Here is a 14,803-nt window from a genome sequence, read left to right as displayed (position 1 = left end):
CCTCCCGGGATGAACAGGGAGCGGTTGTCTCGCAAATTGTCCCATTGCTATAATTTGGCGGCTCGATGAGGCCCCCTGCTGTAGTCGCCTCAGCCCTCCACTTGCAACCACGCGGGACGTCCTGTGCTGAACTCCGTTGATGCGGGTCGGCGACTGATGCTGCGCGCCGCGGTCTACCCGCTGGCCGCAGTGGCTGTCCTGGCCCTGGCCTTCCTGCTGGTAGGTCCGAAATATGCCCTCGGCGCGCTGGCGTCCGGTGTGGCCATTTCGGCCGGTGGCTGGGTGGCGGCACGGATGGCACTGGGCGGTGGGGCACTGGCCGCAGGATCGGCGATGGCTCGCCTGATCATTGCGATCGTGGCCAAGTGGGTGGTGGTTTTCGGCGTCCTGCTGGTGGGGTTCCTGGTCTTCAAGCTGCCTGCATTGGCGCTGTTGGCCGGTATCGCCGTCGGCTTGATGTTCCAGGTCCTGGCGATGGCCAGGCGTTGACAGAATTCAATTAACTGAAGGTTCCGGACACATGGCGGGCGAGGCTCTAACCCCTACCAGCTACATCCAGCATCACCTGCACAACCTGACCGCGCCGGTCGGCAAGGGTGAGGGTATGTTCTGGCATATCCACGTCGATACCTTCCTCACCGCGGTCCTGATGGGCCTGGTGATCGTTGTCGCGTTCTGGCTGGGCACCCGCAAGGCCACCGCCGGCGTGCCGGGCAAGTGGCAGGCCTTCGTTGAAATCTGCCTGGAGTTCGTCGACCGCCAGGCCAAGGACACCTACCACGGCAAGAGCAAGCTGGTCACGCCGATCGCCATCACCATCTTCTTCTGGATTCTGCTGATGAATCTGCTGAAGATGATTCCGGCCGATTTCATCGCCAAGCCGCTGGAATGGGCGGGCGTGCACTACTGGAAGCCGGTGCCGACCGCTGACGTCAATGCCACCCTGGGCATGGCCATCAGCGTGTTCTTCCTGATGCTGTTCTTCGCGCTCAAGTCCAAGGGCCTGGGCGGCTTCATCAAGGAATTCCTGACGGCGCCGTTCGGCAAGTGGATGATGCCGTTCAACCTGATCCTCAACATCGTCGAGTGGCTGAGCAAGCCGATCTCGCTGGCGATGCGACTGTTCGGCAACATGTTCGGCGGCGAAATCGTGTTCCTGCTGATCTGGGTGCTGGGTGGTGCCGGTTTCTTCGGTGCCATTGCCGGTGGTGTGTTCGGCCTCGGCTGGATGCTGTTCCACCTGCTGGTGATCCCGCTGCAGGCCTTCATCTTCATGATGCTGTCGATCGTGTACCTGAGCCTGTCGGAAGACGCTCACTGAGTTTCAAGCTTCAAAGCGTTTCAACCTTCATCCGTTTCATCACCCTTAGCAACTTAAGTTCCTGGAGATAACCATGTACTTCGCCGTCCTGACCAACTTCGCGCAGATTCAGAGCTCCACCGCCCTTGCCGTCGGCATCATGATCGGCCTGGCCGCGCTGGGCGCCGGTCTGGGTCTGGCCATCATGGCTGGTAAGTTCCTGGAGTCGGCCGCCCGCCAGCCGGAACTGATCCCGGTCCTGCAGGTCCGCATGTTCATCACCGCCGGCCTGATCGACGCCGCGTTCATCATCTCGGTCGCCGTCGGCCTGCTGCTGGCCTTCGCCAACCCGCTGTCGGCTGCCTTCGCTGGCGCCGTCACCAAGGCTCTGGCCGGCTGATACAGCGGTTTGAGACGACCGGGTGCTGATGCACCCGGTTTCGGATGAAGGCCGGATGCGCCGCTACGGCGGCGCGTCCACCCCGAAACCAGCGATCGAGCTAACCATGAATATCAATTTCACCCTTCTTGCGCAGGCGCTGGCCTTCGCTGGTCTGATCTGGATCATCGCGACCAAGATCTGGCCGCCGCTGATGAACGCGATCGAAGAGCGCCAGCAGAAGATTGCTGAAGGCCTCGCTGCTGCCGACCGCAGCCAGAAAGATCTGGCCCAGGCGCAGGAGAAGGTCAACGAAGCGCTGAAGGAAGCACGTACCAAGGCCAACGAGATCATCGATCAGGCCCACGCACGTGCCAACCAGATCGTTGATGCTGCCCGTAACGAAGCGATCACCGAAGCCACCCGTCAGAAGGAACTGGCCCAGGCTGAAATCGACGCCGCCGCCAACCGTGCCCGTGAAGATCTGCGCAAGCAGGTGTCCGCGCTGGCCGTGACCGGTGCCGAAAAGCTGCTCAAGCGCGAAATCGACGCCAACGCCCACAAGGCGCTGCTCGACGAGCTGGCCTCGGAGATCTAAGGATGAGCCAGGCCCTCACGCTTGCCCGCCCGTACGCCCGCGCCGCGTTCGCGACCGCGCGCGACGAAGGCGCGTTCGCGCCGTGGTCGGACGCCCTGGCGTTCTCCGCCCACGTCGCCGCCGACCCGCGCGTGGCGGCCCTGCTCGCCAACCCGGAGCTGGGTCGTGACGACGCCGTCGCCCTGCTGGCGCCGGTGTCCCACGGCGAGACCTACTCGCGCTTCCTGGCCATCCTGGCCGAATCGCATCGTCTGCCGCTGCTGCCGGAGATTTCCGGCATGTTCGACGCCCTGCGCGCCGAAGCCGAGCACGTGGTCAAGGCCACCGTCACTTCGGCCGCCGAACTGTCGGCCGGTGAGCTGGACGCGATCAAGGTCGCGCTGCGCAAGCGCTTCAACCGCGAGGTCGACGTGACCACCGCGGTCGATGCCTCGCTGATCGGCGGCGCCGTGATCGACGCCGGCGACGTGGTCATCGATGGTTCGCTGAAGGGCAAGCTGGCCCGTCTGCAGACCGCGCTCGCTAACTGAATTCATTTAACGTCCGGCCCCGCTGCCGGCACTAGGACTTGACGATGGCAACCACGCTCAACCCCTCCGAAATCAGCGAACTGATCAAGAACCGCATCGAGAAGGTCAAGCTGGCCGCGGAATCGCGCAACGAAGGCACCGTGACCAGCGTGTCCGACGGCATCGTGCGCATCTTCGGTCTGGCCGACGTGATGCAGGGCGAAATGATCGAACTGCCGAACAACACCTTCGCCCTCGCCCTGAACCTGGAGCGCGACTCGGTCGGCGCCGTGGTGCTGGGTGACTACGAGCACCTGCGCGAAGGCGACGTCGCCAAGACCACCGGCCGCATCCTGGAAGTGCCGGTCGGTCCGGAACTGCTGGGCCGCGTGGTGAACGCGCTGGGCGAGCCGATCGACGGCAAGGGCCCGCTGGGCACCGACCTGACCGCTCCGGTGGAGCGTGTTGCGCCGGGCGTGATCTGGCGCAAGTCGGTCGACCAGCCGGTGCAGACCGGCTACAAGTCGGTCGACTCGATGATCCCGATCGGCCGTGGCCAGCGCGAGCTGATCATCGGTGACCGCCAGACCGGCAAGACCGCGATGGCGATCGATGCCGTGATCAACCAGAAGGGCACCGGCATCAAGTGCGTGTACGTTGCGATCGGCCAGAAGGCTTCGACCATCGCCAACATCGTGCGCAAGCTGGAAGAGAACGGCGCGCTGGCCCACACCATCGTGGTGGCCGCGACTGCTTCCGAATCGGCTGCCATGCAGTACATCAGCGCCTACTCGGGCTGCACCATGGGTGAGTACTTCATGGACCGCGGCGAAGACGCGCTGATCGTGTACGACGATCTGTCCAAGCAGGCCGTCGCCTACCGCCAGATCTCGCTGCTGCTGAAGCGCCCGCCGGGCCGTGAAGCCTACCCGGGTGACGTGTTCTACCTACACTCCCGTCTGCTCGAGCGCGCTGCCCGCGTGTCCGAGGAATACGTCGAGAAGTTCACCGAAGGCAAGGTCACCGGCAAGACCGGTTCGCTGACCGCGCTGCCGATCATCGAAACCCAGGCCGGCGACGTGTCCGCCTTCGTTCCGACCAACGTGATCTCGATCACCGACGGCCAGATCTTCCTGGAAACCGACCTGTTCAACGCCGGCATCCGCCCGGCCGTGAACGCCGGTATCTCGGTGTCGCGCGTCGGTGGCTCGGCCCAGACCAAGATCATCAAGAAGCTGTCCGGCGGCATCCGTATCTCGCTGGCCCAGTACCGCGAGCTGGCTGCGTTCGCGCAGTTCGCCTCGGACCTGGACGAAGCCACCCGCAAGCAGCTGGAGCGTGGCCAGCGCGTCACCGAACTGATGAAGCAGAAGCAGTACGCGCCGATGTCGATCGCCAACCAGGCGCTGTCGATCTACGCCGTCAACGAGGGTTACCTCGACGACGTGCCGGTCAACAAGCTGCTGGCGTTCGAAGAAGGCCTGCACGCCCACTTCGCCAACACCCAGGGCGAGCTGGTCAGCAAGGTCAACGCCACCGGCGGTTGGGACAACGACATCGAAGGTGCCTTCAAGAAGGGCATCGCCGAGTTCAAGACCACCGGCAGCTGGTAATCGCGGTCCTGTAGAGCGGAGCCTCCGGCTCCGCTGGACCAGATGACAAACGGTTGAACAACGCGGGGCAGCAGCCCCGCGCCACGGGAAACAAGAGATGGCAAGCGGACGCGAAATCAAAACCAAGATCAAGAGCGTGCAGAACACCCGCAAGGTGACGCGCGCCCTGGAAATGGTCTCGGCCTCCAAGATCCGCAAGGCGCAGGATCGGATGAAGACCTCGCGTCCGTACGCGCAGGCGATGAAGCAGGTGATCGGTCACCTGGCCCAGGCCAGCACCGACTACCAGCATCCGTTCCTGGTCGAGCGCGAGCAGGTCAAGCGGGTCGGCTTCATCGTGATCTCCTCCGATCGCGGCCTGGCCGGCGGCCTGAACAACAACCTGTTCCGCAGGATGCTGGGCGAAGCCAAGGCATGGCAGGACAAGGGTGCGGAAGTGGACCTGGTGACCATCGGCCAGAAGGCATCGACCTTCTTCCGCCGCGTGAAGGTCAACATGGTCGGCAGCGTGACTCACATCGGCGACGTGCCGAAGCTGGAATCGCTGATCGGTGTGATCAAGGTCATGCTCGACGCCTTCACCGAAGGCAAGGTCGACCGCGTGTACCTGGTCTACAACCGCTTCGTGAACACCATGACGCAGAAGGCCAGCTTCGATCAGCTGCTGCCGCTGCCGCCGGCTGAGAAGCAGGTCGCTCACCACGACTGGGACTACCTGTACGAACCCGATGCCGCGACCGTGCTCGAGCACGTGATGACGCGTTACATCGAGTCGCTGGTGTACCAGGCACTGCTGGAAAACGTCGCCTCCGAGCATGCGGCACGCATGGTTGCGATGAAGGCGGCGAGCGACAACGCCAACAAGCTGATCGGCACCCTGCAGCTCGTCTACAACAAGGCGCGCCAGGCAGCGATCACCCAGGAAATCTCCGAAATCGTCGGCGGCGCGGCAGCAGTCTGACCGCGTTCGTTCAAAGCACACATTAGAGGATGCAGCAATGAGTCAGGGCAAGATCGTTCAGATCATCGGCGCGGTCGTCGACGTCGAATTCCCGCGTGAATCGGTGCCGAAGGTGTACGACGCACTGAAGGTGGAAAACACCGAGATCACCCTCGAAGTCCAGCAGCAGCTGGGCGACGGCGTGGTGCGTACCATCGCCCTCGGTTCCACCGACGGCCTGAAGCGCAACCTGGTTGCCGTCAACACCGGCCGTGGCATCTCGGTGCCGGTCGGCGCTGGCACCCTGGGCCGCATCATGGACGTGCTCGGCCGTCCGATCGACGAAGCCGGCCCGGTGGCCGCCAGCGACAGCTGGGAAATCCACCGTGCGGCCCCGTCGTACGAAGACCAGTCCCCGGCCACCGAACTGCTGGAAACCGGCATCAAGGTCATCGACCTGATGTGCCCGTTCGCCAAGGGCGGCAAGGTCGGCCTGTTCGGCGGCGCCGGCGTCGGCAAGACCGTCAACATGATGGAGCTGATCAACAACATCGCCAAGGCGCACAGCGGTCTGTCCGTGTTCGCCGGCGTGGGTGAGCGTACCCGTGAGGGCAACGACTTCTACCACGAAATGAAGGACTCCAACGTCCTTGACAAGGTGGCGATGGTGTACGGCCAGATGAACGAGCCGCCGGGCAACCGTCTGCGCGTCGCCCTGACCGGCCTGACCATGGCCGAGTACTTCCGCGACGAGAAGGACGAAAACGGCAAGGGTAAGGACGTCCTGCTGTTCGTCGACAACATCTACCGCTACACCCTGGCCGGTACCGAAGTGTCGGCACTGCTGGGCCGCATGCCGTCCGCCGTGGGTTACCAGCCGACCCTGGCCGAGGAAATGGGCGTCCTGCAGGAACGCATCACCTCGACCAAGAACGGTTCGATCACCTCGATCCAGGCCGTCTACGTTCCCGCGGACGACCTGACCGACCCGTCGCCGGCGACCACCTTCGCCCACCTGGACTCGACCGTTACCCTGTCGCGTTCGATCGCCTCGCTGGGTATCTATCCGGCCGTCGATCCGCTGGACTCCACCAGCCGCCAGATGGACCCGCTGGTCATCGGCCACGAGCACTACGACACCGCCCAGCGCGTCCAGCAGACCCTGCAGAAGTACAAGGAACTGAAGGACATCATCGCGATCCTGGGCATGGACGAACTGTCCGAAGAGGACAAGCAGGCCGTGTCGCGCGCCCGTAAGATCGAGCGCTTCTTCAGCCAGCCGTTCCACGTGGCCGAAGTGTTCACCGGTTCGCCGGGCAAGTACGTGCCGCTGAAGGACACCATCCGTGGCTTCAAGGCCATCGTCGATGGCGAGTACGACCACCTGCCGGAGCAGGCGTTCTACATGGTCGGCGGCATCGAAGAAGCGGTCGAGAAGGCCAAGAAGATGGCCGAGAAGGCCTGATCCGGGACGGGCGGGAGCGATCCTGCCCGACCTGACGCCGGCGCCGGGCAACCGCCCGCGCCGGTGGACTCCCACGGTGGCATTGCGCCGCCGCGAACAGCGAAGAGATTTGCATGAGCACGATCCGTTGCGACATCGTCAGCGCCGAGCAGGAAATCTTCCGTGGCGAAGCGACCCTGGTCGTGGCCACCGGTGAGCTGGGCGAACTGGGCATCGCGCCCAAGCACGCGCCGCTGATCACCCGCCTGAAGCCGGGCAAGGTGGTGGTGACCACGCCGAACGGCGAGCAGCTGGATTTCGCCATTTCCGGCGGCATCCTGGAAGTGCAGCCGCAGGTGGTGACCGTGCTGGCCGACACCGCGATCCGCGCGCAGGACATCGACGAAGCCTCGGTCCGCAAGGCCAAGGAAGAAGCCGAGCGCATCCTGGCCAACCGCGGCGAAGCGATGGAAGTGGCTGAAGCCCAGCAGAAGCTGGCCGAAGCCGTCGTCCAGCTGCAGGCGCTGGAGCGCCTGCGCAAGAACCTCAAGCACTGACACGTGCTCGGGAACCATCGGCAGCGATGCCGGTAGTGATGGAAGATCGCCGGCTCAGTGCCGGCGATTTTCGTTGAGGAGAAGGGAGGCATGCACGGAATGCAGTACGCATCGGCCCCGAGCATCGGCGCCACGGATGCAGCCCGTTCCCGATGGGCTCGGCCTGAAACGCTGTGGGTGGCAAGCTGGCTGCTGCTGTGCCTGCCGTGGCTGATCGGTACCAAGGTCATTCCGTACGACGCCGTGCAGCAGTTCTTCCCGGCGGTCAGTTTCAGTGCCGAGCAGCTTCGGAACCTGCAGGCCCCTTGGTGGAATCCCTACCTGTTCGGTGGCTATCCGCAGATCGCCGATCCGCAGATGATGACGCTGCAACCGACCATGGTCCTGCCGATGCTGCTGGCGCCGGCGTCGTTGCATCTGTTCACCGTGGTGGTGCTGCTGCATGTGCTGGCGGGTGGCTTCGGCGCGCTGCGCCTGGCGCGTTCATTCGGTCTTTCTGCACCTGCACAGTGGTTCTTTGCGATGGTGCTGATGTTCGGTGCGGTGGCAGCCTCCCGCCTGCAGCACACGCCGATGATCGTCAGCTACAGCCTGCTTCCCTGGATCTGGTTGGGCCTGTCGACTGTTCGGAACCGGGGCCGCGCGCGTGACGTGCTGCTGGCGGGACTTGCAGGCGGCCTGTGCGCGCTGCAGCTGACCCAGGTGACCTATTTCATCATCCTGGCGTGTGCCGTGTACGCCGCAGGCGCAGTGCTGTCGGCAACAGGCAAGCGCTTCCGCCTCGCATTGCAGCTGTCCGCGGTCGCCCTGATCGCCGCCGCCGTGAGCGCCCCCCAGTGGCTTTCCACGTTGGCCTGGCTGGGTGACACCAATCGTGATGGCATGACCCTGGAGATGGCGCTGGCCGGTGCGATGCACTGGCAGGGACTGGTGACACTGCTTTCAGGAAATGTGTTCTCGCAGGTGCGTGGGACGAGCTGGTCCTTCGGCGATATCACCACGGACTACCTCTATTTCGGCGCGGTGCCACTGGCGCTCTGGCTGGCCTGGGGCGGCAGCGTTGTGCACAGGCAGCGACGGGCCACCTGTCTGGCGCTCGGTGTACTGCTGTTGACGACACTGGTCGCGCTGGGTGACGTCACTCCGCTGTTCGCATGGCTCTTCAGCGGATTGCCGGGTCTTGATCTGTTCCGACGGCCCTCTGACGCGCTGTTCCTTGCGGTACCGGCAGCGGCGTGGCTGGGTGCACAGGCGTTGCAGGTTGCGTTGGAAAAGCGCGCACTGCGCCCGCACCGGGTGTCGTTGGTGGTAGTCGTTGTCCTGGTGTGCGTTGCCTCCTGGCTGGCCGCGAGCCACGGGCATCTGGAAGCCTTTGCGTGGCTGGCAGCCAGTGCCGGCATCGGCACTGCCGCGGTGCAGCTGCTGCGCCGGCATCCGGCTCCGGTGCGCTGGCTGATCGCACTGGTCGTGTTCGACATGCTGCTGTTCAACGTGGGAACACGCTTCAATACATCGGGGGCCCGTCCGCCGGTAATGACGGCCGAGCGCAATGGCGCCACGCAGCGCGCCTATACGCTGCTCGCCGCCGAACGGCGCACTGGCCTGCCCGAGCGCGCCATCGTCTTCGGCATCGGCGTGCTGACCAATGGCGCGGCTGTGCATGCGATTCCACTGGCCAATGGCTACAACCCGCTGCTGTCCAGTGATTACCAGGACATGGTCGGCATGCCGACGGAGCCCGTGGCTGCTTTCCAGCAGAAGGCGACGACCCCTTGGGCTCCCGACATGGACGCCCCCGTGTACGACCTGCTGGGTGTCCGCTGGCTGCTGTCACCGGAGCCGTTTGCAGGGTCCGATGACCAAGGCAGCGACGTGCAGCTGGCGCTACGCGGAAGTGTGCTGCCGCGCACGCTCAACCCGCAACGGGTGCAGCGGCACAGTGAACGCCTGCCACCGGCCGCTGAGTTCAACCAGACGGACTTCAGCCAGGCGGTCTGGCTGCCCACCGGGCAGCAGACGGACTGCCCTGAACGTGAGGCGGGCCGGCTGAAGGTGCTCTCGCAGGCCTATCAGCCCGGAAGGATCGCCCTTGACGTGGACGCCGAGCATCCGGCGTGGCTGGTGATCAATGAGGTGACCGCCCAGGGCTGGCAGGGCTGGCTGGATGGCGGAGCGTCGTTGCCGCTGATGCGTGCCAACGGGCTCTTCCACGCGGTGTGTGTGCCCGCGGGGCGGCATCGTGTGGAACTTGGGTACAGCCCGCTGCAGCTGTGGCGGGATGGGCTGCCGAAGCGATTCGCCGCGGGTGGAGCAGGCTGAAGGTCTCAGCGGAAGACCACATGGCGCAGCAGCAGGAAGGAGATCATGGCGATCCCACCTTCGATCAGCGGCTTGGCCAGCCAGGCCCAATCCAATCCAAGGTGGCGGCTGGTCAAAGCGACCAGCACCGTGCTGGCGGCGGTAAGTGCGGCCCAGATTCCCAGAAAGCGTGAAAATCGACGCCAGCCAAGGCGCGCATCACCTTCGTTGGCAAAGGTGTAACGGCCGTTGAGCCAGAAGCCCAGCAGCATCCCGGCCAGGCGACCGGCAATGTTGGCAGGCACCACCGGCAGGCCCAGCGCGGTCGCGGTGACGAACACCAGCCAGTCGAGCAGCAGCTGCACGAGCCCGATGATGAGATAGGTGCTTCCCTGGCGGACGAGGCCCATCAGTGCGGTGAAGGAGGTGGGATGCACATGTTAACGGCCCACGCTCTAGAATCATCGGCAACGAACCACGGACTGCCGTTTCCATGACCCAACCCCTGCACGTCATCATCCTCGCCGCTGGCGCGGGCAAGCGCATGAAGTCGGTGCTGCCGAAGGTGCTGCAGCCGATCGCCGGCCAGCCGATGCTGGCACACGTGATCGCGGCCGCCCGCGAACTGGAACCGGCGGCGATCCATGTGGTTTATGGCCATGGTGGTGAAGCGGTGCGCCAGCACTTCGCCGACCAGCCCGATCTGCAATGGGCTGAACAGGCACGGCAGCTGGGCACCGGCCATGCGGTGGCCCAGGCGATGCCGCAGGTGCCCGACGCCGCGCAGGTGCTGGTGCTGTACGGCGACGTGCCGCTGATCCGCGCGCAGACCCTGCGCGACCTGCTGGCGCAGCCGGGTCGCCTGGCGGTGCTGGTCGCCGATGTCGATGACCCGACCGGTTACGGGCGCGTGCTGCGCGATGCCGAAGGCAAGGTGGGCTCTATTGTCGAGCAGAAGGACGCTACCGATGACCAGCTGCGTGTGCGCACGATCAACACCGGCATCATTGCCGCCGAGTCGACCGCGCTGCGGCGCTGGCTGTCGCAGTTGTCCAACAGCAACGCGCAGGGCGAGTACTACCTGACCGACGTGTTCGCCTTTGCCGCGCACGAGTACACCCCGGCCGAAATGGCACTGGTGGCCGACGCGCAGGAAGCCGAAGGGGCAAACGATCCCTGGCAGCTTTCGCAGCTGGAGCGTGCCTGGCAGCGCCGCGCGGTACGGGCCCTGTGCGCGCAGGGCGCGCGCGTGCGTGACCCGGCACGACTGGATATCCGTGGCACCGTCACCGTGGGCAGCGATGTGCTGATCGATGTCGATGTCGTTCTGGAAGGCCACATCGTGCTCGGCGACGGCGTCACCGTGGGCCCCTTCAACCGGCTGAAGGACGTCAATCTTGGCCCGGGCACCGAAGTGCGCGCGCATTGTGATCTTGAAGGCGTGGTCACCGAAGGCGCTGCTCTGGTGGGACCGTTCGCGCGGCTGCGTCCGGGGACCGTGCTCGCCGACGGCGTGCACGTGGGCAACTTCGTCGAGACCAAGAAGGTCACCCTCGGTGTTGGCAGCAAGGCCAACCACCTGACCTACCTGGGCGATGCGGTGATCGGCAGCAGGGTAAACATCGGTGCCGGCACCATCACCTGCAACTACGACGGCGTGAACAAGTCGACCACCACCATCGGCGACAACGCCTTCATCGGTTCCAACAGTTCGCTGGTAGCACCGGTGACCATTGGCGACAGTGCGACGATTGCCGCCGGTTCGGTCATCACCCGCGACGCCCCGGATGGCAAGCTGACACTGGCACGTGCACGACAGGAAACCATCGATGGCTGGAAGCGCCCGCTCAAGAAGTCCTGAGCCACGCGTCCCGCATGCCGACGAACTCGGCATGCTGCCGGCAATTGAACAACGTGCCGGTGAACTGCTGAAGGGTCACCAGGCCTACCCGGTGTTTGCCGGGCATGGTCTGGACCTGCCGACGCTGCAGGATGGCCTTCAACGTGGCCAGTTATGGGTGGTGGATGCGGCTGACGGTGGTATCGCGGGTTACCTGCTGGCCGGCGAACTCTGCGGTGAATTCCATGTGCTGCAGATGGACGTGGATCCCGCACACGCGCGGCGTGGCCACGGCCGCGCTTTGCTGCGCCATGCCTTGGCGCAGGCGGGGGCGGGAGGCTACGCGGCCGCGGTGCTGACCACGCTGTCCGATGTGCCGTGGAATGCGGCCTTCTATGCCAGCGAAGGATTCGACGTAGTGCCCGAGGCGCAGTGGAACGATGGCCTGCGCGCGGTGATGGCCGAAGAGGCTGCGCTCGGGTTCCCGATGCACCTGCGGGTGGCGATGCGGCAGGTTTGGTAGGTGCCGACCTTGGTCGGCACATCCGCGCATGGCGTGGACCTACCCGCTCAACCCACCGGCAACAGGATCGACACGCACAACCCGCCATCGCCGCGATTCTGCAGTGATACCCGGCCGCCATGCGCTTCCACGATCTCGCGGGTCAAGGCCAAGCCCAGCCCGGTGCCATTGCGCTTGGTCGAATAGAACGGCATCAGCGCATTCTGCAGCACCTGCTCGTTCATGCCCTTGCCGCGATCCAGTACGTCCAGGCGCAGCCACTGCGGCAGCCGCGTGAGTTGCACCTGTACGTCATCGTTGGGCGGTTCTGCTTCGGCGCAGGCTTCGTGCGCGTTCTTCAACAGGTTCAGCAGTGCCTGCCCGAACTGGGCGATGTCGATGCGGCTGCTCAGTTCCTCGTCCGGCTCACGTTCCATGCCGAACGGGATCTGCTGGCGCAGGCTGGACAGGAAGGGGGCCCAGTGCACGGTCTGCAACTGCGGTTGCGGCAGCTTGGCAAAGCGCGCATAGCCGCGGATGAAGCCTTCCAGGTGGCGTGCACGATCCTCGATGGTGGTGAAGATCTCCGGCAGCCGGTCAAAGCGCTCACGCTGCACCAGTACACCGCCGGAGTGGGCCAGCGAGGCAATCGGTGCCAGCGAGTTGTTGAGCTCGTGGCTGATCACCCGGATCACCTTCTTCCAGGTCTGTACTTCCTGGCGGCGCAGCTCGGCGGTCAGCAGGCGCACCAGCAGCAGGTCGTGCGGACGACCATTGAGCTGGAAGGCGCGGCGCGAGAGGTGGTACACCTGCTCGTCGTCCTCATCGCCGTCCTCGTCCTCGGCATGCACCGCGAACAGGCTGTCGCCACCGCGGGCGATGGCATCGCGCAGCTCCACCGGCACCTGTTCCAGCACGTCCTCCAGGCGCTGGCCTTCCAGCTTCCAGCCGCCATGCAGCAGCTTGCGCGCAGCCAGATTGGAGAACACCACGCGGGCGATGCCATCACCGCCCGAGGCGATCAGCAGCATCGCCACCGGCGTGTTCTGCACCATCGTGTCCAGCAGAAGTTCGCGTTGCACCAGGCCCTGCCGCTGTGCACGCAGCACATCGCCCAGTTCGCGGTGTGCCTGCACCAGGTCGCCGAGCTCGTCATTGCCGGGCCAGTGCACGCCGAAGTTGTATTCGCCGTCGCGATAGCTGCTGGTGGTGCCCGCCAGGGCCCGCATCAGTGACCGCACCGGGGCGGTAGCGCGACGCAGGGTCCACCACATCAGCGACAGCAGGATCAACGCCGACACCGTGGTCACCACCCAGCCATGGTCCATCCAGTAGGCCAGCAGCCACGGCAACGCGGCGGCCAGCGCCAGCACCGGCAGCAGGCGCAGGAACAGGCGGAAAGTGAACGAGCGCCGTTTCATTCGCGCGGGATACCGTGGCGGTCCATGCGCCGGTACAGCGCCTGGCGGCTCAGGCCGAGTTCGGCGGCGGCCTGGGCGATGACGCCATGGTTGCGCGCCAGTACCTCTTCGATGCGCGCGCGGTCGGGGTCATTGCCCGCACTGGGGGCCGGGCGCGGTGCTGCGGCTGCGCGCGGCAGATTGAGATCGGCCACTTCAATGCGGTTGCCGGTGGCCAGCAGTTCGGCGCGCTGGATCACGTTGCGCAGTTCGCGCACGTTGCCTGGCCATGGGTGCCGCTGCAGGGCGGCGGTGGCGGCGCTGGACAGGGGCTTGCCAGCTGTCAGGAAGCGCTCGGCCAGCGGCACGATGTCGCCCGGGCGATCGGCCAGCGGCGGCAGCACCAGTTCCACCGTGTTGAGGCGGTAATAGAGGTCTTCGCGGAAGGTACCGTCGCGGATCATCGCCGGCAGGTCGGCATTGGTCGCGCTGACCACGCGGACCTTGACCTGGCGTTCGCGGTTGGAGCCCAGGCGCTCGAAGCGGCCGGTTTCCAGCACACGCAGCAGCTTCATCTGCCCGCCCAGCGACAGGTTGCCGATCTCATCCAGGAACAGGGTGCCACCATCGGCGGCCTCGAACTTGCCTTCGCGCGCCTTGTTGGCGCCGGTATACGCACCGGCCTCGGCACCGAACAGTTCGGCCTCGATCAGTTCCGAAGGCAGCGCGCCACAGTTGACCGCCACAAATGGACCCTTGGCCACCAGGGAATTGGCCTGGATGATCTGTGCGATCTTCTCCTTGCCGGCACCGTTCGCGCCGGTGATCAGTACCGGCAGTTCCGAGCGTGCGACCTGGCAGGCGAGTGCGATGACGCGCTCGCTGGCAGGGTCGGCGAAGACCGCGCCGCACAGGTCATACTTCTCTTCCAGCGCATTGCGCTGGCGCAGTTCACGGCTGCGGCGCCGGTCCAGTTCGCGGCGCGCCTCGGACAGTTCCAGCAGGTTGTTGACCGTGGTCATCAGCTTGCGGTCGTCCCAGGGCTTGGCCAGGTAGTCGGCCGCACCGGCCTTGACCAGATCCACCGCGCTGCTGAGGTGGGTCCAGGCCGTCAGCAGGATCACCGGCAGATCGGGATGGCGCGCGCGGATCTGCGCGAACAGGGCCTCGCCTTCTTCGCCGGAGGTGGTGTCCTCGCTGAAGTTCATGTCCTGGATCACCAGGTCGACCGGCTGCGACGCCAGCAGGGCCAGCCCTTCGGACGGGCTCTGCGCCTGCAGGGTGTCGATGTCGTGCAGGGAGAACAGCACGTCCAGCGCGGTACCCACGCTGGCGTTGTCGTCGATGATCAGGATCGCAGGCATCAAGCGGTTCTGCAGAAAGGGATGGGCGGCGCCGTTGGAGCCGTTCGTGTCCACGCACC

The 14,803-nt window shown here is 65.2% G+C and carries 15 protein-coding genes; 12 read left to right on the top strand and 3 right to left on the bottom strand.

Annotation, left to right across the window (positions count from 1 at the left end; genetic code table 11):
* Positions 1 to 123 precede the first annotated feature (123 nt).
* The 10 genes from ACZLIB_RS20045 (at position 124) to ACZLIB_RS20000 (ending at position 9,659) form a co-directional block, all read left to right on the top strand.
* Positions 124 to 489: a hypothetical protein gene (locus ACZLIB_RS20045; protein WP_006394654.1), complete on the top strand. Its 366-nt coding sequence runs from the start codon at positions 124 to 126 to the stop codon at positions 487 to 489.
* A gap of 31 nt (positions 490 to 520) precedes the next feature.
* Positions 521 to 1,321 (top strand): F0F1 ATP synthase subunit A, encoded by an 801-nt coding sequence (atpB, locus tag ACZLIB_RS20040; RefSeq protein ID WP_005411134.1) that lies wholly within the window; start codon positions 521 to 523, stop codon positions 1,319 to 1,321.
* 73 nt (positions 1,322 to 1,394) lie between these two features.
* On the top strand, positions 1,395 to 1,700 hold the full coding sequence (atpE, locus tag ACZLIB_RS20035; RefSeq protein WP_005411133.1) for a F0F1 ATP synthase subunit C: 306 nt from the start codon (positions 1,395 to 1,397) through the stop codon (positions 1,698 to 1,700).
* A gap of 106 nt (positions 1,701 to 1,806) precedes the next feature.
* On the top strand, positions 1,807 to 2,277 hold the full coding sequence (locus tag ACZLIB_RS20030; protein WP_005419512.1) for a F0F1 ATP synthase subunit B: 471 nt from the start codon (positions 1,807 to 1,809) through the stop codon (positions 2,275 to 2,277).
* Positions 2,278 to 2,279: 2 nt separating this feature from the next.
* On the top strand, positions 2,280 to 2,807 hold the full coding sequence (locus ACZLIB_RS20025; RefSeq protein ID WP_005411131.1) for a F0F1 ATP synthase subunit delta: 528 nt from the start codon (positions 2,280 to 2,282) through the stop codon (positions 2,805 to 2,807).
* 44 nt (positions 2,808 to 2,851) lie between these two features.
* Positions 2,852 to 4,399 (top strand): F0F1 ATP synthase subunit alpha, encoded by a 1,548-nt coding sequence (gene atpA / locus ACZLIB_RS20020; protein WP_005411130.1) that lies wholly within the window; start codon positions 2,852 to 2,854, stop codon positions 4,397 to 4,399.
* 97 nt (positions 4,400 to 4,496) lie between these two features.
* Positions 4,497 to 5,360, top strand: a complete 864-nt coding sequence (gene atpG, locus ACZLIB_RS20015; RefSeq protein ID WP_478468526.1) for a F0F1 ATP synthase subunit gamma — start codon at positions 4,497 to 4,499, stop codon at positions 5,358 to 5,360.
* Between the two features lie 37 nt (positions 5,361 to 5,397).
* A complete protein-coding gene (atpD, locus tag ACZLIB_RS20010; RefSeq protein WP_005411128.1) occupies positions 5,398 to 6,804 on the top strand; it encodes a F0F1 ATP synthase subunit beta in 1,407 nt (468 codons plus the stop codon).
* A 113-nt stretch (positions 6,805 to 6,917) separates the two neighbouring features.
* Positions 6,918 to 7,340, top strand: coding sequence for a F0F1 ATP synthase subunit epsilon (locus tag ACZLIB_RS20005; protein WP_005419509.1), 423 nt, complete (start codon positions 6,918 to 6,920; stop codon positions 7,338 to 7,340).
* Between the two features lie 177 nt (positions 7,341 to 7,517).
* Positions 7,518 to 9,659: a hypothetical protein gene (locus ACZLIB_RS20000; RefSeq protein ID WP_478468524.1), complete on the top strand. Its 2,142-nt coding sequence runs from the start codon at positions 7,518 to 7,520 to the stop codon at positions 9,657 to 9,659.
* 5 nt (positions 9,660 to 9,664) lie between these two features.
* Here ACZLIB_RS20000 and ACZLIB_RS19995 read toward each other — a convergent pair whose 3' ends face one another.
* The gene (locus ACZLIB_RS19995; protein WP_478468523.1) at positions 9,665 to 10,048 is read right to left on the bottom strand and encodes a GtrA family protein; all 384 of its coding nucleotides are present in this window, start codon (positions 10,046 to 10,048) and stop codon (positions 9,665 to 9,667) included.
* Between the two features lie 83 nt (positions 10,049 to 10,131).
* On the opposite strand from ACZLIB_RS19995, the gene glmU reads away from it, so the two are divergent.
* Entirely contained in the window at positions 10,132 to 11,499 is a 1,368-nt protein-coding gene (gene glmU / locus ACZLIB_RS19990) for a bifunctional UDP-N-acetylglucosamine diphosphorylase/glucosamine-1-phosphate N-acetyltransferase GlmU (RefSeq protein ID WP_478468521.1), read from the top strand.
* Positions 11,468 to 12,001: a GNAT family N-acetyltransferase gene (locus ACZLIB_RS19985; protein WP_478468520.1), complete on the top strand. Its 534-nt coding sequence runs from the start codon at positions 11,468 to 11,470 to the stop codon at positions 11,999 to 12,001. The genes glmU and ACZLIB_RS19985 overlap by 32 nt, the downstream gene beginning before the upstream one ends.
* Before the next feature lie 47 nt (positions 12,002 to 12,048).
* Here the strand turns inward: ACZLIB_RS19985 and ACZLIB_RS19980 are convergent, their stop codons facing one another.
* Together ACZLIB_RS19980 and ACZLIB_RS19975 are read right to left on the bottom strand one after the other, a co-directional pair.
* Positions 12,049 to 13,401: a sensor histidine kinase gene (locus tag ACZLIB_RS19980; RefSeq protein ID WP_478468519.1), complete on the bottom strand. Its 1,353-nt coding sequence runs from the start codon at positions 13,399 to 13,401 to the stop codon at positions 12,049 to 12,051.
* Positions 13,398 to 14,744 carry a sigma-54-dependent transcriptional regulator gene (locus ACZLIB_RS19975; RefSeq protein ID WP_478468517.1) on the bottom strand — a complete coding sequence of 449 codons (1,347 nt, stop codon included), beginning with the start codon at positions 14,742 to 14,744 and terminating at the stop codon, positions 13,398 to 13,400. The genes ACZLIB_RS19980 and ACZLIB_RS19975 overlap by 4 nt, the downstream gene beginning before the upstream one ends.
* Between the last annotated feature and the right edge of the window lie 59 nt (positions 14,745 to 14,803).

It is taken from the genome of Stenotrophomonas sp. 220_Sma, assembly GCF_056487375.1.
The sequence above is the reverse complement of the archived record's forward strand: the minus strand, read 5'-3'. Positions and strand labels throughout refer to the sequence as shown.